The sequence below is a fragment of the Streptomyces sp. NPDC058459 genome (assembly GCF_042721685.1).
GTDB lineage: Bacteria > Actinomycetota > Actinomycetes > Streptomycetales > Streptomycetaceae > Streptomyces.
The window spans coordinates 1-18,068 of the sequence record NZ_JBHXLV010000137.1 but is presented as its reverse complement, the minus strand read 5'-3'; the positions used below and the strand labels follow the sequence as shown (position 1 = coordinate 18,068).

Genomic DNA, 18,068 nt, shown 5'->3' with positions numbered 1-18,068 from the left:
GTCTCGGCCCGCGCCGTCTCCCCGAGTGGACGGCGCCGGGCGGCTCGGTGGGGTGTCGTCGCCTAGTTCTCCGCCAGGATGTGCGACAGCTCCTGGTCGAGGTCGAAGTGCCGGTGTTCCGTGCCGGGCGGCACGGCGGCGTCGGTTCGCTTCAGGAAGGACTCCAGGGCCCTTGCGGGCGCCTCCAGCAGAGCTTCGCCCTCCGGAGAGCTGAGGGCGATGCAGACGACGCCCTGACCATGACTGCGCGATGGCCAGACGCGGACGTCGCCGGTGCCTGTGGGGCGGTGCAGCCCCTCGGCGAGGAGGTCGCGGGCGAACACCCACTCGACGGTCTCCTCGGCTCCGGTGTGGAAGGTGGCGTGCACGGCGTAGGGGTCGGCCGTGTCGTACCGCAGGCCTGCGGGGACAGGCAGGGAGGACTCGCTCGACACAACGAGGCGCAGGTGCAGCTCGCAGCTGACCGTGGTGTTCATAAGCGCCAGGGCCTTTCGCTCAGTGTGCGCTCGGGGATTCGCACGTCGGCGAAATCGACATGCCACCTACGGTGCCGTTGTAAACCCCTTCGAGGGTTTTGCGTGGCTTTAGGTACCTCTTACGGCCGAGAAGTGATACGAGATCTGCCACCATTCCAGTGACTCATTCGCTCCGGTAGGGTTTGACCGTATGAATACGGGGAGTGACGAGCCGGGTGAGGTCGCCGTGGTGCCGGAGAAGACGGAGAAGACGGAGACGGACGAGGAGTCTGCCGGGGACGGTCTCGGCTCCAGGGCGCCGCAGTTCATCAAGCGGCGCAGGGCCCTGCACCTGAGCTGGCAGGCCGGCGTGTTCGTGCTCGGGCTGGCCGTGGTCGTCGCGGGCATCGTCATGCTCCCGCTGCCTGGTCCGGGCTGGGTCGTGATCTTCGGCGGCATGGCGATCTGGGCGACCGAGTTCGTCTGGGCCCAGCTCGTGCTGCGCTGGACCAAGCGCAAGGTCACCGAGGCCGCGCAGAAGGCGCTGGACCCCGAGGTGCGGCGCCGCAACATCGCCCTTACCGTGCTCGGCCTGGTGATCGTCGGCGTGCTCGTCGGGATCTACCTCTGGAAGTTCGGCGTCGTGCCACCCTGGAAGATCCAGGATCAGTGATCCGGCGCCGCGGGTGGTCACCCGCACCCTCTGACATGGGGTAATGTTCTTCCTGCGTCCGGGGCGATTAGCTCAGTGGGAGAGCGCTTCGTTCACACCGAAGAGGTCACTGGTTCGAACCCAGTATCGCCCACCCCGGAGCGAAGGCCCGTCTGCGCACAGCAGGCGGGCCTTCGGCGTGTGCATGTAAAAGCAGCGGGTGCCGTCAAGGTGCCCTTCCCGCCGTCGGCGGAAAACGCAGACGATATTCCGAAGGAAAGCGTCTGGATTTCCCGCAAGTGCGACAACATGTGAATTCCCGACGCCATCAAGTCCTCTTCACGAAAACCCTTCTGATCGCCGGTCACCTCCATCCTCCACCGCACGGAAGGTACTCGGGGGCCGCGGACCGGGCGCCGGCGGTTTGGACTCACCCCGCCCGGACCTGTATGGTTCACTGCGTTGCCGGGCGATTAGCTCAGTGGGAGAGCGCTTCGTTCACACCGAAGAGGTCACTGGTTCGAACCCAGTATCGCCCACCGGCACGAGGAGCCGGTCCGCACACCGCGGGCCGGCTCTTCCGCTGTCCGGAGCCCCGCGCCCACGAGGTACCGGCCCGGCTACGCCGCCGCGGACAACTCCTGCCGCAGCGGCCACTCCGTACTCACCAGCTCCGGTGATCCGCTGCGCGCGAACCACGCCTGGAGCCCCCGCGCCTGCGCCGCGTGCCAGCCCACCTGCAACGCGTGCAGCTCCGCCGGGGACAACCGCTCCAGCCGCGCGGAGAACCGGCGCCCCACGGCACGTACGACATCCAGCGCCGCCATAGCGTCCGCCGCCGCGTCGTGCGCCCCCCGCAGTGCCACCCCGTACTGCTCGCACAGATCGCCCAGTGTGCGGCGGCCCTTGCGGTAGCGGTCCAACTGCTTGTCCAGCACCCTCGGGTCCAGCACCCGGAGCGGCGCCGACTCGAACCAGCGGTCCAGCGACGACGCCCGGTGCCGGCGTAACTCCCGGTCCAGCAGCGTCAGATCGAAGGGCGCGTTCATCACCACCAGCGGGCGGCCCATCGCCGTGTGCTCCGCCAGCTGCTCGGCTATCTCGTACACCACCGGCGCCGGCCAGCGGCCGTTGTGCTGGAGATGCTCCTCCGTCAGCCCGTGCACCGCCGTCGCCCCCGCGGGCACCGGCACCCCCGGACTGACCAGCCAGCGGCTCACCCGCGGCCGCGTCCCCGGCGCGTCCTGGACGACGACGGCGGCCGACACGATCCGGTCGGTCTCGACGTCCACGCCCGTCGTCTCCGTGTCGAAGGCGGCCAGCGCCCCTTCGTACCAGCACGTCATCCCAACTCAACTCCTCGCCCGCACGCGGCGCTTGACGTTCCGTCTTCCGCCCGTTTGGTGATACCCGGCCCGTTTGCGCCGTACGCCGGACGGAGACAACAGGAGTACGGGTCTTTGCAGTTCAGCGGCCCGCAGTGGGGAAACCCCTGGTTCGGAAGGCTGTTGTCCATGGCCATGGCGCAGCCCGAGCGGGGCGGGCTGCTACCCGACCGCGCGGGCCACCTTCGCGGCACCCTCGCCACCACCGCCTGTATGGAGACCCTGCAGGTCGGCTATCTGCACGCGGTCGCAGCCGCCGCCGGCTGCTCGCTGTCCCAGCCCTTCCCCGACAACGGCATCGACTGGCACGTCAGCCACAGCGCCCCCGGCCACACCGTGGACGACGAGGTCACCATCAAGGTGCAGCTCAAGTGCACCTACCAGCTCGCCCCCCGGCCCCCCGGCCCCCACTTCTCCTTCACCCTCGACAACGACCACCTGCGCAAACTCGCCCGCACCCCCGTCTCGGTGCACAAGATCCTCGTCGTCATGATCGTCCCGCGCTCCCAGGACGACTGGCTGCGCGCCGGACACGACCGGCTGGACCTCAGACACTGCTGCTACTGGGTCGACCTCGCCGGACACCCCGTCACCGGACGCACCCGCACCACCGTCCGCGTCCCCACCGCGCGCATCTTCGACGACCGCGCCCTCTGCGAGATCATGACGAGGGTCGGCACGGGAGGCAGCCCATGACAAGCCCCCACCACGACGAACCCGTCCGCCGGCTCCGCCCTCATCCCGCCGACGCTGCCTGGCACCGGCCCCCCGACCCCGCCCGCGTCGACCCCGCCGATCTCACCACGTTGCTGCGCCGCCACGGCTGGCAGCGCCGGGGCGGCATCCCCGGACGCTACGGCCGGTGGACCCCGCCCACCCCCGCCGACGGCCCCACCAGCCTCCTCGTCCCCGAGAACCGCGCCTTCTCGGACGCCGACGACCTCCTCGGCGAAGCCCTCCACGCCCTCCACCGCGCCGCCGCCCCCTCCGCCCGCGAGATCCTGATCGCCCTCGCCGTCCCCAGCGACGAGATCCGCTGGCACCGCGACACCCCCGCAGGCCCCGTCGACGGCGCCACCCCCTGGACCCTCGACGAACGCCTGCGCACCGCCGCCCGCCAGACCCTCCTGGCCGCCGCCCTCGCCACCCGCGCCCGCACCGGCTACCACGGCGCCCGGCACCGCGGCCCCGCCACCGCCCTCCTCGCCGACCTGCTCGTCGGCCCCGCCACCGAAGGCCGCACCCTCACCTCCTTCGCCCCCGTGCCCGCCGGCCGCCCCCTCACCGTCCGCCTCCACCACGCCCTGCACGCCACCCGCGAGGCCATCGACTACCAGCGGGCCACCGGAAGCATGGACGCCTTCGACGGCGCGGTCGAAGCGGGAGTCAGCCGCGAACTCACCGAAGCACTCACCGCACTGGTCCGGGGCACCGAGGGCGCCCGCGTCTCCATCGCCTGGGCACCCGCCGCCGGAGTCCCCGCAGACTGCGCCGCCTCCGCCGGACCCGTCGAGTTCTCACCCGGCGACCTCCCCGCCCTGCGCGCCGCAGGCACCCGCTACCTGCGCGCCGAACCCTCCGTCACCGTCAGCGTCACCGGCGTCGTCGTCCGGCTGCGCCGCTCCGGACCGCGCGGCGAGGGCACCGTACGGCTGCGGGTCCTCGCGGGCGCCGACGTCCCGCACCTGCGGCTCACCCTCGGCGAGGAGGACTACCGGACGGCGGGCCACGCCCACCTCGTCGGCCTCCCGGTCCGCGTGCGCGGCCGGCTGGAGCGCCGCGGCGGCTTCCGCAGACTCACCGGCGCCGCGGGGGTCGTCCCCGTACGGGTCGACGAGACCGAACGCGACCGGCTGATGAAGTCCCTCCAGGAGAACCTCGACTTCTTCGAGGAGGCATGCGGAGAGCCGTGCGGAGACGGCGACGGAACGTAACCGTTTCGCGGTCGGCGGGGGCGGGTCGGTACGATCCGTTGTGCGCGCGCTCCTGGTACGGCGCCGCACTTCAGCCTTCAGTCAGGAGAGACCGGTGTCAGACGTCCGTGTGATCATCCAACGCGATTCCGAGCGGGAAGAGCGCGTGGTGACGACGGGCACCACCGCAGCCGACCTGTTCGCGGGGGAGCGCTCCGTCATCGCCGCGCGTGTGGCGGGCGAGCTGAAGGATCTCGCGTACGAGCTGTCCGACGGTGACGAGGTCGCGGGCGTCGAGATCTCGTCCGAGGACGGCCTCGACATCCTGCGCCACTCCACCGCGCACGTCATGGCGCAGGCCGTGCAGGAGCTGTTCCCCGAGGCCAAGCTCGGCATCGGCCCGCCGGTCAAGGACGGCTTCTACTACGACTTCGACGTGGAGAAGCCCTTCCACCCCGATGACCTCAAGGCCATCGAGAAGAAGATGCAGGAGATCCAGAAGCGGGGCCAGAAGTTCTCCCGCCGCGTCGTCACCGACGAGGAGGCCCGCGCCGAGCTGGCCGACGAGCCCTACAAGCTGGAGCTGATCGGCCTCAAGGGGTCGGCCTCCTCCGACGACGGCGCGGACATCGAGGTGGGCGCCGGCGAGCTGACCATCTACGACAACCTGGACGCCAAGACCGGCGAGCTGTGCTGGAAGGACCTCTGCCGCGGTCCCCACCTGCCCTCCACCCGCAACATCCCGGCGTTCAAGCTGATGCGCAACGCGGCCGCCTACTGGCGCGGCAGCGAGAAGAACCCGATGCTCCAGCGCGTCTACGGCACCGCCTGGCCGTCCAAGGACGAGCTGAAGGCGCACCTGGAGTTCCTCGCCGAGGCCGAGAAGCGCGACCACCGCAAGCTCGGCAACGAGCTGGACCTCTTCTCCATCCCGGAGCAGATCGGCTCCGGCCTCGCCGTCTTCCACCCCAGGGGCGGCATCATCCGCCGGGTCATGGAGGACTACTCGCGGCGCCGCCACGAGGAGGAGGGCTACGAGTTCGTCTACACCCCGCACGCGACGAAGGGGAAGCTCTTCGAGACCTCGGGCCACCTGGACTGGTACGCCGACGGCATGTACCCGCCCATGCAGCTCGACGAGGGCGTGGACTACTACCTCAAGCCCATGAACTGCCCGATGCACAACCTGATCTTCGACGCGCGCGGCCGCTCCTACCGTGAACTGCCGCTGCGTCTCTTCGAGTTCGGCACCGTGTACCGGTACGAGAAGTCGGGTGTCGTGCACGGCCTCACCCGGGCCCGCGGCTTCACCCAGGACGACGCGCACATCTACTGCACCCGCGAGCAGATGGCGGAGGAGCTAGACAAGACGCTCACCTTCGTCCTCGGCCTGCTGCGCGACTACGGCCTGACCGACTTCTACCTGGAGCTGTCCACCAAGGACGAGACGAAGTTCGTCGGCTCCGACGAGGCCTGGGAGGAGGCGACCGAGACCCTGCGTCAGGTGGCCGAGAAGCAGGGTCTGCCGCTGGTGCCCGACCCCGGTGGCGCCGCGTTCTACGGTCCGAAGATCTCCGTCCAGGCCAAGGACGCGATCGGCCGGACCTGGCAGATGTCGACCATCCAGCTCGACTTCAACCTGCCCGAGCGGTTCGACCTGGAGTACACCGGCCCCGACGGCTCCAAGCAGCGCCCGGTGATGATCCACCGCGCCCTGTTCGGCTCCATCGAGCGGTTCTTCGCCGTGCTGCTGGAACACTACGCGGGTGCCTTCCCGGCGTGGCTCGCTCCGGTGCAGGCCGTGGGCATCCCGATCGGGGACGCGCATGTCGAGTACCTGGAGAGGTTCGCGGCCGAGGCCAAGCGGAAGGGGCTGCGGGTCGAGGTGGACTCCTCCTCGGACCGGATGCAGAAGAAGATCAGGAACGCACAGCGCCAGAAGGTGCCGTTCATGATCATCGTGGGGGACGAGGACATGAACGCGGATACCGTCTCCTTCCGCTACCGCGACGGCTCGCAGGAGAACGGCATCCCGTTCGAGGACGCCATCGCCAAGATCGAGAAGGTCGTGGCGGAGCGGGTCCAGGTCTGACCCGGACAGATCCGTGCGAACCCCCGAGGTCTAGCGCCTCGGGGGTTCGTCGTCCTCCTCCCGGGCGAACACCTGCAACAGCCACGACGAGAAGGACCCCGTCACCGCGCCCAGCAGGGCCAGACCGCCCGCCATCATCGCCGCCGCGATGATCCGGCCGCCGGCGGTGACCGGCACGATGTCGCCGTAGCCGACGGTGGACAGGGTGGAGCAGGCCCACCAGACGGCGTCGCCGAAGGTGCGCATGTTCGAGGCGGGGGAGTCCCGTTCCTGCTGGTAGACGGCGAGCGCACCGGTGAAGCCCATCAGCAGGGCGGTGAGCCCCGAGTAGGCGATCACCCGTGCGTACAGCGGGAGCCGGGGCAGACCCCGCCGGTGCTCCATGGACTCGTAGACCCGCACGACCCGCAGCGGCCGGAGCAGGGGCAGCAGCAGGACAAGCGTGTCCAGCCAGTGGGTGCGCACGAAGCGCGAGCCCTCCCCGCTCAGCCTCCAGCGCATCGCGTAGTCCACGGCGAACAGCGCCCAGCAGGCCAGCAGCAGGGCGATCCACAGGTCGTCCCAGGCCGTGCCGGGGCGCGGCGCGAGCACCAGTGCCGCGTAGGAACCGAGGAACGTCAGGGACGCCACGGTCAGCGGCGTCTCGGCGCGGCGCTCCCAGCGGGTCTTGGTTCTGTCGTGGTCCACCGGCCCAGCTTGGCCGCCGGTACCCTTCCCGCCGCCCCGGCGACACGCCGCGAACGGGCGACGCCATATACTGCCCTGCATGACGAGTGAGCCGGAGCAGCAGATCGGAGTGGGGACGCAGGACGCGTTCCAGCGCCTGTGGACGCCCCACCGGATGGCCTACATCCAGGGCGAGAACAAGCCGAGCGGTCCCGGAGCCGACGACGGCTGCCCGTTCTGCTCCATCCCGGCCAAATCCGACGAGGACGGCCTGATCGTGCGCCGGGGTGAGCATGTGTACGCGGTGCTCAACCTGTACCCGTACAACGGCGGTCATCTGATGACGGTGCCGTACCGGCATGTGGCGGACTACACCGATCTGACCGGTCCGGAGACGGCCGAGCTGGCGGAACTGACCAAGCAGGCGATGACGGCGCTGCGTACGGCGTCCGGGGCGCACGGGTTCAACATCGGGATGAACCAGGGCGCGGTGGCGGGGGCCGGCATCGCGGCCCACCTGCACCAGCACATCGTGCCTCGCTGGGGCGGCGACACGAACTTCATGCCGGTGGTGGGCCAGACGAAGGTGCTTCCCCAACTGCTGGGCGACACCCGCGAGATGCTCGCGGACGCCTGGCCCGCCACCTGACGGGCTCGTCCCCCTCCAGCCCGTCGGGGGTTCGGGGACGAGGCCCCTTCAGTGCCGACGCGCGAGGGCGGCGGGCGGCCGGCGCTTCCCGTTGAGCCGCCGGAGGCTCACGCGTCGTAGAGGTCCGCTTTCCTCGGGGACGGGTCCTGGACCATGCCGCTGAGGAAGGCGGAGCGGGCGCCGAACTTCTCGGTGTTCACGCCGTTCTCCTTGAGCACCTTGATCGCGGCGGAGTGCACCACCCGCAGGACCGGGGTGGCGGCGCGCAGGGCGTCGTCGGCCATGAAGCGATGGCGCCAGGGCTGGTCGGCCCAGGCGTGCCGCAGACCGAAGGGCTCGGGGAGGCCGATGGAGCCGCCGAGCCAGTTCAGGGTGGGCGTGAACCAGGTCAGCGGGGCGCGGACGGCGAGCCGTACGATCTCGTCGGTGGGGACCAGGGGGAGCTTGATCGTGCGGTTCTCCCACGGCTTGAGGGTCTTGGCGACCTCCTTGGTGGGGGCGGCCGGCTTGGCGTGGAAGAGCGGGTTGACCGGGCCGAGGGCGTGGCCGGTGACCTCGATGCGCAGGGTCTCGTGGAGGACGGTCACCGTGATCATCATGGTGAGGACCAGCTGTCCGTCCCACAAGGTCCACTGGACGCCCAGGTAGTGCCGGTCGCCGCTGCCGAACTGCTGCTTGTTGCAGATCTCCTGTATGGCGTGCGGCTTGACCTGGAACGCCTCCACGTCGGTGCCGTCGGGCCGGGAGACCGCGTCGGCCTTCTCGCCGATCGGGGTGACGATCCAGTGCCGTACCGAGGGGCGGGGGAAGCCGCCGGTGTTGAGGGGGCCGCGCTCCAGCATGCGCAGCTGGTCGTGGATGGCGCGTATGACGTCCCAGCTGCGGAAGGGATGGATCTCGCGCGGGGGGTCGGCGGAGACGAGGTCCTCGGCGAGCTGCCAGGAGCCCCAGCGGGTGCCCATGCCGAGGACGCCCTTGGGGCCGGCGTAGAAGACGGAGTTGGAGCGCTGTTCGGCGCCGAGGCGGGCCAGGGACTGGCGGAGCTGCTCGGCGGCGGTCTCACCGGGGCTGCGGGGTACGGCCTCGGGGACCTTGGCGCCGATGCTGCTGCCTGAGAGCAGGCCTGCCCAGCGTTCGCGCAGGTCGGCGGCGGTGCGCTCGCAGATGCGGCGGGCCCAGAACCAGCCGAGGACCGGGGCGATCACGGCGGCACGGGTGTACCAGCCCCAGAAGCCGTGGAAGGGCAGCTTGACCAGGAAGAGCACGGCGAGGACGCCGACGCCGACGAGCAGCGCGGTGCCCAGAGCCCCGGCCCGTCCCTCGCGCCTGGCCAGGAACGACCGGAGCAGGAAGACGAGGAGCCAGGCGAGGAGGCCGGGCAGGAAGATCAGGCCGCACACGACCATCACGAGGGTCAGTTTGTTGTCACGCTCGCGGCGGATGTTGTTGGCGGCCAGGCAGTGTTCGACGACGACCTGGGGGTCGGCGCCGAAGGACTGGATCAGGGGCTTGCGGCCCGGTGCGAGGAGGCGGTCGGCGACGGCACGGGAGAAGGCTTCGCCCAGGTTGGGGCGGAACAGCGGGATGCGGCCGGGCTTGACGGTGGACGCGTGCCACTCGTTGTCGGCCTTCTTGATCTCCCCGATCATGTTGTCCCGGTAGGCCGCCGAGGCCAGGGCGAGGGTCGCCGCCTGTCCTTCGTCGCCGGAGACGGGCACCTGAGGCCCGTCCCACTCCGTCCCAACCGACATTCCCGCCCCCATCGCCGCCGTGTCGCTCCTGCGGCCTTCCCGGCTTCCCCGCCGCGCACACCTGCCGAACCGGACATCCTCGCGATGTCCCGTGGCCACGGTGCCGGTCCGGCCGGTCCGGGACCGCCTGGGCCAGGGTATCGGCAGCCGGTCCCCGTGCGTCGGCGGACGGCAGAAGCCGCCCGCCGGCGTGGGGAGTCACGGGTTGTCCCCGTCCTGTTCGCGCAGTCGCTCGGCGACTTGGGGCGGCATCGGCTCGTGCCGGGCGTAGGCGCGGCTGAACGCGGCCGTGCCGTGGGAGAGGGAGCGCAGATCGACGGCGTACCGGCCGATCTCGAACTCGGGTACCTCGGCCCGGATCAGGGTGCGCCCGGAGCCGGTCTGTTCGGTGCCGAGGACGCGGCCGCGTCTGCCGGAGAGGTCGCTCATGACGGCGCCGACGTAGTCGTCGGGGACCAGGACGCCGACCTCGGCGACCGGTTCCAGCAGGTGGATGCGGGTCTCGCCGGCGGCCTCGCGCAGGGCGAGGGCGCCCGCGGTCTGGAAGGCGGCGTCGGAGGAGTCCACCGAGTGGGACTTGCCGTCGAGCAGGGTGACGCGTACGTCGACCAGGGGGTGGCCGGCGGCGACGCCCCTGGCGGCCTGGGCGCGGACGCCCTTCTCGACGGAGGGGATGAACTGGCGGGGTACGGCCCCGCCGACGACCTTGTCCACGAACTCGATGCCGGAGCCGCCGGGCAGCGGCTCGACCTCGATCTCGCAGATGGCGTACTGGCCGTGGCCGCCGGACTGCTTGACGTGCCGGCCGCGTCCGGCCGCCTTGCCGGCGAAGGTCTCGCGCAGCCGCACCTTGTGCGGGACGACGTCGACCTGGACGCCGTAGCGGCTGCGGAGCCGTTCCAGGGCGACATCGGCGTGGGCCTCGCCGAGGCACCACAGGACGACCTGGTGGGTGTCCTGGTTCTGTTCGAGCCGCATGGTCGGGTCCTCGGCGACGAGCCGGGACAGGCCGAGGGAGAGTTTGTCCTCGTCGGGTTTGCTGTGCGCCTGGATGGCGAGCGGGAGGAGCGGGTCGGGCATACGCCAGGGCTCCATGAGGAGGGGGTCGTCCTTGGCGGAGAGGGTGTCGCCGGTCTCGGCGCGGCCCAGCTTGGCCACGCACACCAGGTCGCCCGCGACGGCCCGCTCGACGGGGCGCTGCTGTCTGCCGAAGGCCATGGAGAGGCCGCCGGCCTTCTCGTCGACGTCGTGGTCCTCGTGGCCCCGGTCGGCCAGTCCGTGTCCGGAGACGTGGACGGTGTCGTCGGGGCGCAGGGTGCCGGAGAAGACGCGGACCAGCGAGATGCGGCCGACGTAGGGGTCGGAGGAGGTCTTGACCACCTCGGCGACCAGGGGGCCCTCGGTGTCGCAGGGGGCCAGTTCGCGGGGGGTGCCGCCGAGGTCGCTGACATCGGGCATGGGGTGCTCGACGAGGGTGGGGAACCCCCGGGTGATCAGCTCCAGGAGTTCCACGGTGCCGAGGCCCTGCCGGGCGCCCTCGGCGGCGGGCGCGGCGGCGAGGACGGGGTGGAAGGTGCCGCGCGCGACGGCCCGTTCGAGATCCTCGATCAGGGTCCTGACGTCGACCTCCCCGCCCCCGAGGTAGCGGTCCATCAGGGTCTCGTCCTCGCTCTCGGCGATGATCCCCTCGATCAGCCGGTCGCGGGCCTCCGCCAGGCCGGGGAACTGGTCCTCGCCGGGTTCGGACTCCTCGCGCTCGCCCGGGGAGTAGTCGAAGAGCTTCTGCGAGAGCAGGCCGGCCAGGCCGGTCACCGGGGCGTGGCCGTCGGTTCCGGCGGGGCCGCGCAGGGGTAGGTAGAGCGGCAGGACGGCGTCGGGGTCGTCGGCGCCGAACGCCTCGGCGCACGCCCGGGTCATCTCCTCGAAGTCGGCGCGCGCGGACTCCAGGTGCGTGACGACGAGGGCGCGGGGCATGCCCACCGCCTGGCACTCCTCCCACACCATCCGGGTCGCGCCGTCCACGCCGTCGGAGGCGGAGACGACGAAGAGGGCCGCGTCCGCCGCGCGCAGACCGGCCCTCAGCTCACCTACGAAGTCGGCGTATCCGGGGGTGTCGAGGAGGTTGATCTTGATGCCGTCCCACTCGACGGGGACCAGCGAGAGCTGTACGGAGCGGTGCTGGCGGTGCTCGATGTCGTCGTGGTCGGAGACGGTGCCGCCGTCCTCGACGCGGCCGGCCCGGCTGACCGCCCCCGCGGTCAGCGCGAGGGCTTCGACCAGGGTGGTCTTGCCCGATCCGGAGGGGCCGACCAGCACCACGTTCCGTACGGACGCGGGGTGGTCGGCCGTCACCGCCCTGCCGGCGGCTCCGGGGTGTGCGTGAGTCCTGTCGCCCATGATCCTGCCTCCCGTGCACGGTGAGGTCGTCGGGGACGCGAACGCGGCGGGGACCCGCGTGGATACGGCGGCTCCGGCGGCGCCCGCGGTCCTTCGAGCTTTCCACTCCCGTCATGCCGCGTCCATACGACGGCCTCCTCGGGCGCCGGGAGGCGGTGCCGATGGTCACGGATCGAGCCGTCGCCGAGGTGCGCGCCCCGTGCGCGGGCGCGCGTGGCTACGATGGGCCAGCCGACGGCCACCACGGGCCACGGCGACACCGACCGTCGGGAAGGCCATGCTGAACAAGTACGCGCGTGCATTCTTCACGCGTGTCCTCACGCCGTTCGCCGCGTTTCTCATCCGGCGGGGGGTGAGCCCCGATGCCGTCACGCTCATCGGTACGGCCGGTGTGGTCGCGGGTGCGCTGGTCTTCTACCCCCGGGGAGAGTTCTTCTGGGGAACGATCGTGATCACGCTGTTCGTCTTCTCCGACCTGGTCGACGGGAACATGGCCCGGCAACTGGGCCGCTCCAGCCGCTGGGGCGCTTTCCTGGACTCCACCCTGGACCGGGTCGCGGACAGTGCGATCTTCGGCGGCTTCGCCCTCTGGTACGCGGGCGGCGGGAACGACGACGTGCTGTGCGCCGTCTCCATCTTCTGCCTGGCCAGCGGCCAGGTGGTGTCGTACACCAAGGCGCGCGGCGAGTCGATCGGGCTGCCGGTGGCGGTCAACGGTCTGGTGGAGCGGGCCGAGCGGCTGGTGATCTCGCTGGTCGCGGCCGGTTTCGCGGGCCTGCACAAGTTCGGTGTGCCGGGCATCCAGTACCTGCTGCCGGTCGCGCTGTGGATCGTCGCGGCGGGCAGCCTCGTCACGCTGGTCCAGCGCGTCGTCACCGTGCGCCGGGAGTCCGCCGAGGCGGAGGAGGCCGCGGCCCCGTGAGTGCCGCCGAACGCCTCACCGACGGGCTGTACGGGCTGGGCTGGAGCACCGTCAAGAAGCTCCCCGAGCCGGTCGCGGCCCGCCTGGGCCGTGCCGTCGCCGACGCCGCCTGGAAGCGGCGCGGCAAGGGTGTCCAGCGGCTGGAGGCCAACTACGCGCGCGTGGTGCCGGAGGCCGGCCCGGAGCGCCTGTCCGAGCTGTCCCGCGCGGGCATGCGCTCCTACCTGCGCTACTGGACGGAGTCCTTCCGGCTCCCCGCCTGGAGCGCGGAGCGGGTGCGCACCGGCTTCGACCCCGAGGGCGCCCACCACCTGACGGACGGCCTGGCCGCGGGCAAGGGCGTGATACTGGCGCTGCCGCACCTGGCCAACTGGGACCTGGCCGGCGCCTGGGTCACCACGAGCCTCGGCATCCCCTTCACGACCGTCGCCGAGCGCCTGAGGCCCGAGACGCTGTACGACCGGTTCGTCGCCTACCGCGAGGGCCTGGGCATGGAGGTGCTGGCGCACAGCGGCGCCTCCGCGTTCGGCACCCTGGCCCGGCGGCTGCGCGACGGCGGCCTGGTCTGCCTGGTCGCCGACCGGGACCTGTCGGCCGCCGGTGTCGAGGTCGACTTCTTCGGCGAGCGCGCCCGGATGCCCGCCGGCCCGGCCCTCCTCGCCCAGCAGACCGGCGCCCAGCTCCTCCCGGTGACCCTCTGGTACGACGACTCGCCCGTCATGCGGGGCCGGGTCCACCCGCCGGTCGAGGTGCCCGAGGGGGGTACGCGGACCGAGAAGACGGCCGTGATGACCCAGGCGCTGGCCGACGCCTTCGCCTCCGGGATCGCCGAGCACCCGGAGGACTGGCACATGCTCCAGCGGCTGTGGCTCGCCGACCTCGGCCCGGCGAAGGGACCCGCGTGAGAATCGGGATCGTCTGCCCGTACTCCTGGGACGTGCCCGGGGGCGTCCAGTTCCACATCCGGGACCTCGCCGAGTACTTCATCCGCCTCGGCCACGAGGTGTCCGTGCTGGCCCCGGCCGACGACGACACCCCGCTGCCGCCCTACGTCGTCTCGGCGGGCCGCGCGGTTCCGGTGCCGTACAACGGCTCGGTGGCCCGGCTGAACTTCGGGTTCCTCTCGGCGGCCCGGGTGCGGCGGTGGCTGCACGACGGCGCGTTCGACGTGGTGCACATCCACGAGCCGACCTCGCCCTCGCTGGGCCTGCTCACCTGCTGGGCGGCGCAGGGGCCCATCGTGGCCACCTTCCACACCTCCAACCCGCGCTCCCGCGCCATGATCGCCGCCTACGCGATCCTCCAGGCCGCGCTGGAGAAGATCAGCGCCCGGATCGCGGTGAGCGAGTACGCCCGCCGCACCCTGGTCGAGCACCTGGGCGGGGACGCTGTGGTGATCCCCAACGGGGTCGATGTCGACTTCTTCGCCGGCGCCGAGCCCAAGGCGGAGTGGCAGGGCGGCACGATCGGCTTCATGGGGCGCATCGACGAGCCCCGCAAGGGCCTGCCGGTGCTGATGAGGGCCCTGCCGAAGATCGTCGCCGCGCACCCGGGGACCCGGCTGCTGATCGCGGGCCGGGGCGACGAGGAGGCGGCCGTCGCGGAGCTGCCCGGGGAACTGCGCTCCCGCGTGGAGTTCCTCGGCATGATCAGCGACGAGGACAAGGCCCGCTTCCTGCGCAGCGTCGACCTGTACGTGGCGCCCAACACCGGCGGCGAGAGCTTCGGCATCATCCTGGTCGAGGCCATGTCGGCGGGCGCCCCCGTCCTCGCCTCCGACCTGGACGCCTTCGTCCAGGTCCTGGACCAGGGCCAGGCGGGCGAGGTCTTCGCCAACGAGGACGCCGGCGCGCTCGCCGGGAGCGCCGTACGCCTGCTCGGCGACCCCGGCCGGCGGGCCGAGCTGCGCGCGCGGGGCAGCGCCCATGTGCGCCGCTTCGACTGGTCCACGGTCGGCGCGGACATCCTCTCGGTGTACGAGACGGTCACCACCGGCACCTCGGCCGTCGCCACCGACGAGCGGCCGGGCCTGTGGTCGAGGTTCGGCCTGGCCCGCGACCGGGACACGGAATCCGGTACCGCGGCCTCCACCGATAACCTTCGGGCGTGATCCCGACCCTCATCTGGACTCTCGTCGCGCTGCTGGCGATCGGCGTGTATCTGAGCTGGACCGCCGGCCGGCTGGACCGGCTGCACGTCCGCATGGACGCCGCCCGCGCCGCGCTGGACGCGCAGTTGCTGCGCCGGGCGTCCGTGGCGCAGGAACTGGCCACCTCCGGCGTCCTGGACCCGGCCGCCTCGATCGTGCTCTACGAGGCCGCGCACGCCGCCCGGCAGGCCGAGGAGGAGCAGCGCGAGGTGGCGGAGAGCGAGCTGAGCCAGGCGCTGCGCGCCGTGTTCGAGGACGCCCGCCAGGTGGAGGGCGTACGGGCCGCGCCCGGCGGCGAGAACGCGGCCCGCGAGCTGGCCGAGGCGGTGCGCCGGGTGCCGATGGCCCGCCGCTTCCACAACGACGCCGTGGGCGCCGCCCGCCGGCTGCGCGGACACCGCAAGGTCCGCTGGTTCCGGCTCGCCGGGCACGCGCCGTTCCCGCTGGCCTTCGAGATGGACGACGAACCGCCTGCCGCGCTGGTCGAACGGGTCGCCTGAGCGGAGTCCCGGCGGGGCACGCCCGGACAAAACGATCCACCGGATTCCCATTGGCCCTTGATGTGGCCTGGCCCGGTCGCGTTTCCTCGACGGTGCAGAACGTCTTCACCCTCAGTACCGCCTTTACCCACCAGTGAGGTCACGCGTGTCCATCATCGACAACCAGGGTCCCGAGACCGGCACCGCCCGTGTGAAGCGCGGCATGGCCGAGCAGCTCAAGGGCGGCGTCATCATGGACGTGGTCGACGCCGAGCAGGCGAAGATCGCCGAGGACGCCGGTGCCGTGGCCGTCATGGCCCTGGAGCGGGTCCCCGCCGACATCCGCAAGGACGGCGGTGTGGCCCGGATGTCCGACCCGGACATGATCGAGGGCATCATCGACGCCGTCTCGATCCCCGTCATGGCCAAGTCCCGCATCGGCCACTTCGTCGAGGCCCAGGTGCTCCAGTCCCTCGGCGTCGACTACATCGACGAGTCCGAGGTGCTCACCCCGGCCGACGAGGTCAACCACTCCGACAAGTGGGCGTTCACCACCCCCTTCGTCTGCGGTGCCACCAACCTGGGCGAGGCCCTGCGCCGCGTCGCCGAGGGCGCCGCGATGATCCGCTCCAAGGGCGAGGCCGGCACCGGCAACGTCGTGGAGGCCGTGCGCCACCTGCGCCAGATCAAGGGCGAGATCGCCAAGCTGCGCGGCTGCGACCACAACGAGCTGTTCGCCGCCGCCAAGGAGCTGCGCGCCCCCTACGAGCTGGTCAGGGAGGTCGCCGAGCTGGGCAAGCTCCCCGTCGTCCTGTTCTCCGCCGGTGGCGTCGCCACCCCGGCCGACGCGGCCCTGATGCGCCAGCTCGGTGCCGAGGGCGTCTTCGTCGGCTCCGGCATCTTCAAGTCCGGCGACCCGGCGAAGCGCGCCGCCGCCATCGTGAAGGCCACCACCTTCTACGACGACCCGAAGATCGTCGCGGACGCCTCCCGCAACCTGGGTGAGGCCATGGTCGGCATCAACTGCGACACCCTCCCCGAGACCGAGCGCTACGCCAACCGCGGCTGGTAGGACCCCCTCACCATGAACACCCCCGTCATCGGCGTCCTGGCCCTCCAGGGCGACGTACGGGAGCATCTGATCGCCCTGGCCGCGGCCGACGCCGTGGCCAGGCCGGTCAGGCGCCCCGAAGAACTCGCCGAGGTCGACGCCCTCGTCCTCCCCGGCGGCGAGTCCACGACCATCTCCAAGCTGGCCGTCCTCTTCGGCCTGATGGAGCCCCTGCGCGCCCGCGTGCGCGAGGGCATGCCCGTGTACGGCACCTGCGCCGGACTGATCCTGCTCGCCGGCAAGATCCTCGACCCGCGCTCGGGCCAGGAGACCATCGGCGGCATCGACATGATCGTGCGCCGCAACGCCTTCGGCCGGCAGAACGAGTCCTTCGAGGCGGCCGTCGGCGTCAAGGGCGTCGACGGCGATCCCGTCGAGGGCGTCTTCATCCGCGCCCCCTGGGTCGAGTCCGTCGGAGCCGAGGCCGAGGTGCTCGCCGAGCACGACGGCCACATCGTCGCCGTCCGCCAGGGCAACGTGCTCGCCACGTCGTTCCACCCGGAACTCACCGGCGACCACCGCGTGCACGCGCTCTTCGTCGACATGGTCCGCGCGAACCGGACGCCGCGGTCCTTGTAGGATCTCCGGCGGTACCCCTCAGGCTCTCCCAGCGCCGGGGGAGTCCGTATCGGATCGGGTTACGCGAAGGAGACAGGCAGATGTCCGGCCACTCTAAATGGGCTACGACGAAGCACAAGAAGGCCGTGATCGACGCCAAGCGCGGCAAGCTCTTCGCGAAGCTCATCAAGAACATCGAGGTCGCGGCCCGCATGGGCGGCGTCGACATCGAGGGCAACCCGACGCTCTACGACGCCATCCAGAAGGCGAAGAAGCAGTCGGTCCCCAACAAGAACATCGACTCCGCGGTCAAGCGCGGCGGCGGCCTGGAGGCCGGCGGCGCCGACTACGAGACGATCATGTATGAGGGCTACGGCCCCAACGGAGTCGCGGTACTCATCGAGTGCCTCACCGACAACCGCAACCGCGCCGCCTCCGACGTGCGCGTCGCCATGACCCGCAACGGCGGCAACATGGCCGACCCCGGCTCGGTGTCGTACCTGTTCCACCGCAAGGCCGTCATCATCGTCCCCAAGGGCGAGCTGACCGAGGACGACGTGCTCGGCGCCGTCCTGGACGCCGGTGCCGAGGAGGTCAACGACCTCGGTGAGTCCTTCGAGGTGCTCAGCGAGGCCACCGACCTGGTCGCGGTCCGCACCGCCCTCCAGGAGGCCGGCATCGACTACGACTCCGCCGACTCCAACTTCGTCCCGACCATGCAGGTCGAGCTGGACGAGGAGGGCGCCAGGAAGATCTTCAAGCTGATCGACGCCCTTGAGGACAGCGACGACGTGCAGAACGTGTTCGCCAACTTCGACGTCAGCGACGAGGTCATGGAGAAGGTCGACGCGTGAGCCGCCGGCGCCGGAGCAGTGCTGCGGTGCCGCCT

Annotated in this window: 17 protein-coding genes and 2 tRNA genes; 14 read left to right on the top strand and 5 right to left on the bottom strand. The window is 71.3% G+C overall.

Going from position 1 to position 18,068, the window contains the following annotated elements; genetic code table 11:
• Nucleotides 1-62: 62 nt before the first annotated feature.
• Nucleotides 63-476 carry an SsgA family sporulation/cell division regulator gene (locus tag ACFWN1_RS22700; protein ID WP_010351314.1) on the bottom strand — a complete coding sequence of 138 codons (414 nt, stop codon included), beginning with the start codon at nt 474-476 and terminating at the stop codon, nt 63-65.
• A gap of 190 nt (nt 477-666) precedes the next feature.
• On the opposite strand from ACFWN1_RS22700, the gene ACFWN1_RS22695 reads away from it, so the two are divergent.
• The 3 genes from ACFWN1_RS22695 (at nt 667) to ACFWN1_RS22685 (ending at nt 1,646) form a co-directional block, all read left to right on the top strand.
• On the top strand, nt 667-1,128 hold the full coding sequence (locus ACFWN1_RS22695; protein WP_384364776.1) for a TIGR02611 family protein: 462 nt from the start codon (nt 667-669) through the stop codon (nt 1,126-1,128).
• Between the two features lie 61 nt (nt 1,129-1,189).
• A tRNA-Val gene (locus tag ACFWN1_RS22690) sits at nt 1,190-1,261 on the top strand.
• Nucleotides 1,262-1,574: 313 nt separating this feature from the next.
• Nucleotides 1,575-1,646: transfer RNA gene (locus ACFWN1_RS22685), tRNA-Val, on the top strand.
• 81 nt (nt 1,647-1,727) lie between these two features.
• On the opposite strand, the gene ACFWN1_RS22680 is transcribed toward ACFWN1_RS22685, so the two are convergent.
• Entirely contained in the window at nt 1,728-2,453 is a 726-nt protein-coding gene (locus ACFWN1_RS22680) for a 3'-5' exonuclease (protein WP_384364773.1), read from the bottom strand.
• Nucleotides 2,454-2,621: 168 nt separating this feature from the next.
• Between ACFWN1_RS22680 and ACFWN1_RS22675 the strand changes: the two genes are divergently transcribed.
• The 3 genes from ACFWN1_RS22675 (at nt 2,622) to thrS (ending at nt 6,497) form a co-directional block, all read left to right on the top strand.
• The gene (locus tag ACFWN1_RS22675) at nt 2,622-3,188 is read left to right on the top strand and encodes a DUF4365 domain-containing protein (protein WP_384364770.1); all 567 of its coding nucleotides are present in this window, start codon (nt 2,622-2,624) and stop codon (nt 3,186-3,188) included.
• A complete protein-coding gene (locus ACFWN1_RS22670) occupies nt 3,185-4,426 on the top strand; it encodes a hypothetical protein (protein ID WP_384364763.1) in 1,242 nt (413 codons plus the stop codon). The genes ACFWN1_RS22675 and ACFWN1_RS22670 overlap by 4 nt, the downstream gene beginning before the upstream one ends.
• A 94-nt stretch (nt 4,427-4,520) precedes the next feature.
• A complete protein-coding gene (gene thrS / locus ACFWN1_RS22665) occupies nt 4,521-6,497 on the top strand; it encodes a threonine--tRNA ligase (protein WP_384364760.1) in 1,977 nt (658 codons plus the stop codon).
• 30 nt (nt 6,498-6,527) lie between these two features.
• On the opposite strand, the gene ACFWN1_RS22660 is transcribed toward thrS, so the two are convergent.
• Entirely contained in the window at nt 6,528-7,184 is a 657-nt protein-coding gene (locus ACFWN1_RS22660; RefSeq protein WP_384364757.1) for a potassium channel family protein, read from the bottom strand.
• A gap of 67 nt (nt 7,185-7,251) precedes the next feature.
• On the opposite strand from ACFWN1_RS22660, the gene ACFWN1_RS22655 reads away from it, so the two are divergent.
• Nucleotides 7,252-7,812: an HIT family protein gene (locus tag ACFWN1_RS22655; RefSeq protein ID WP_384364779.1), complete on the top strand. Its 561-nt coding sequence runs from the start codon at nt 7,252-7,254 to the stop codon at nt 7,810-7,812.
• A 107-nt stretch (nt 7,813-7,919) separates the two neighbouring features.
• Here ACFWN1_RS22655 and ACFWN1_RS22650 read toward each other — a convergent pair whose 3' ends face one another.
• Together ACFWN1_RS22650 and ACFWN1_RS22645 are read right to left on the bottom strand one after the other, a co-directional pair.
• On the bottom strand, nt 7,920-9,563 hold the full coding sequence (locus tag ACFWN1_RS22650) for a hypothetical protein (protein ID WP_384364753.1): 1,644 nt from the start codon (nt 9,561-9,563) through the stop codon (nt 7,920-7,922).
• Between the two features lie 198 nt (nt 9,564-9,761).
• Entirely contained in the window at nt 9,762-11,960 is a 2,199-nt protein-coding gene (locus ACFWN1_RS22645; protein WP_384364750.1) for an elongation factor G-like protein EF-G2, read from the bottom strand.
• A gap of 277 nt (nt 11,961-12,237) precedes the next feature.
• On the opposite strand from ACFWN1_RS22645, the gene pgsA reads away from it, so the two are divergent.
• From pgsA to ACFWN1_RS22610, 7 genes are all read left to right on the top strand, one after another.
• Nucleotides 12,238-12,882, top strand: a complete 645-nt coding sequence (pgsA, locus tag ACFWN1_RS22640) for a phosphatidylinositol phosphate synthase (protein ID WP_384364747.1) — start codon at nt 12,238-12,240, stop codon at nt 12,880-12,882.
• Nucleotides 12,879-13,787, top strand: coding sequence for a phosphatidylinositol mannoside acyltransferase (locus ACFWN1_RS22635; protein ID WP_384364744.1), 909 nt, complete (start codon nt 12,879-12,881; stop codon nt 13,785-13,787). The genes pgsA and ACFWN1_RS22635 overlap by 4 nt, the downstream gene beginning before the upstream one ends.
• Entirely contained in the window at nt 13,784-14,992 is a 1,209-nt protein-coding gene (locus ACFWN1_RS22630; protein WP_384364741.1) for a glycosyltransferase family 4 protein, read from the top strand. The genes ACFWN1_RS22635 and ACFWN1_RS22630 overlap by 4 nt, the downstream gene beginning before the upstream one ends.
• A complete protein-coding gene (locus tag ACFWN1_RS22625) occupies nt 14,989-15,531 on the top strand; it encodes a hypothetical protein (RefSeq protein ID WP_384364738.1) in 543 nt (180 codons plus the stop codon). The genes ACFWN1_RS22630 and ACFWN1_RS22625 overlap by 4 nt, the downstream gene beginning before the upstream one ends.
• A 145-nt stretch (nt 15,532-15,676) precedes the next feature.
• The gene (gene pdxS / locus ACFWN1_RS22620; RefSeq protein ID WP_384364736.1) at nt 15,677-16,582 is read left to right on the top strand and encodes a pyridoxal 5'-phosphate synthase lyase subunit PdxS; all 906 of its coding nucleotides are present in this window, start codon (nt 15,677-15,679) and stop codon (nt 16,580-16,582) included.
• Nucleotides 16,583-16,594: 12 nt separating this feature from the next.
• Entirely contained in the window at nt 16,595-17,200 is a 606-nt protein-coding gene (gene pdxT / locus ACFWN1_RS22615; RefSeq protein ID WP_384364733.1) for a pyridoxal 5'-phosphate synthase glutaminase subunit PdxT, read from the top strand.
• 80 nt (nt 17,201-17,280) lie between these two features.
• A complete protein-coding gene (locus ACFWN1_RS22610) occupies nt 17,281-18,033 on the top strand; it encodes a YebC/PmpR family DNA-binding transcriptional regulator (RefSeq protein ID WP_384364730.1) in 753 nt (250 codons plus the stop codon).
• The last annotated feature ends 35 nt before the right edge of the window (nt 18,034-18,068 follow it).

Bases quoted from the DNA above. Each gene is read 5' to 3' on its own strand.
- ACFWN1_RS22700 (WP_010351314.1), bottom strand. From the start codon at position 476: ATGAACACCACGGTCAGCTGCGAGCTGCACCTGCGCCTCGTTGTGTCG.
- ACFWN1_RS22695 (WP_384364776.1), top strand. From the start codon at position 667: ATGAATACGGGGAGTGACGAGCCGGGTGAGGTCGCCGTGGTGCCGGAG.
- ACFWN1_RS22680 (WP_384364773.1), bottom strand. From the start codon at position 2,453: ATGACGTGCTGGTACGAAGGGGCGCTGGCCGCCTTCGACACGGAGACG.
- ACFWN1_RS22675 (WP_384364770.1), top strand. From the start codon at position 2,622: ATGGCCATGGCGCAGCCCGAGCGGGGCGGGCTGCTACCCGACCGCGCG.
- ACFWN1_RS22670 (WP_384364763.1), top strand. From the start codon at position 3,185: ATGACAAGCCCCCACCACGACGAACCCGTCCGCCGGCTCCGCCCTCAT.
- ACFWN1_RS22650 (WP_384364753.1), bottom strand. From the start codon at position 9,563: ATGTCGGTTGGGACGGAGTGGGACGGGCCTCAGGTGCCCGTCTCCGGC.
- ACFWN1_RS22645 (WP_384364750.1), bottom strand. From the start codon at position 11,960: ATGGGCGACAGGACTCACGCACACCCCGGAGCCGCCGGCAGGGCGGTG.
- pgsA (WP_384364747.1), top strand. From the start codon at position 12,238: ATGCTGAACAAGTACGCGCGTGCATTCTTCACGCGTGTCCTCACGCCG.
- pdxT (WP_384364733.1), top strand. From the start codon at position 16,595: ATGAACACCCCCGTCATCGGCGTCCTGGCCCTCCAGGGCGACGTACGG.
- ACFWN1_RS22610 (WP_384364730.1), top strand. From the start codon at position 17,281: ATGTCCGGCCACTCTAAATGGGCTACGACGAAGCACAAGAAGGCCGTG.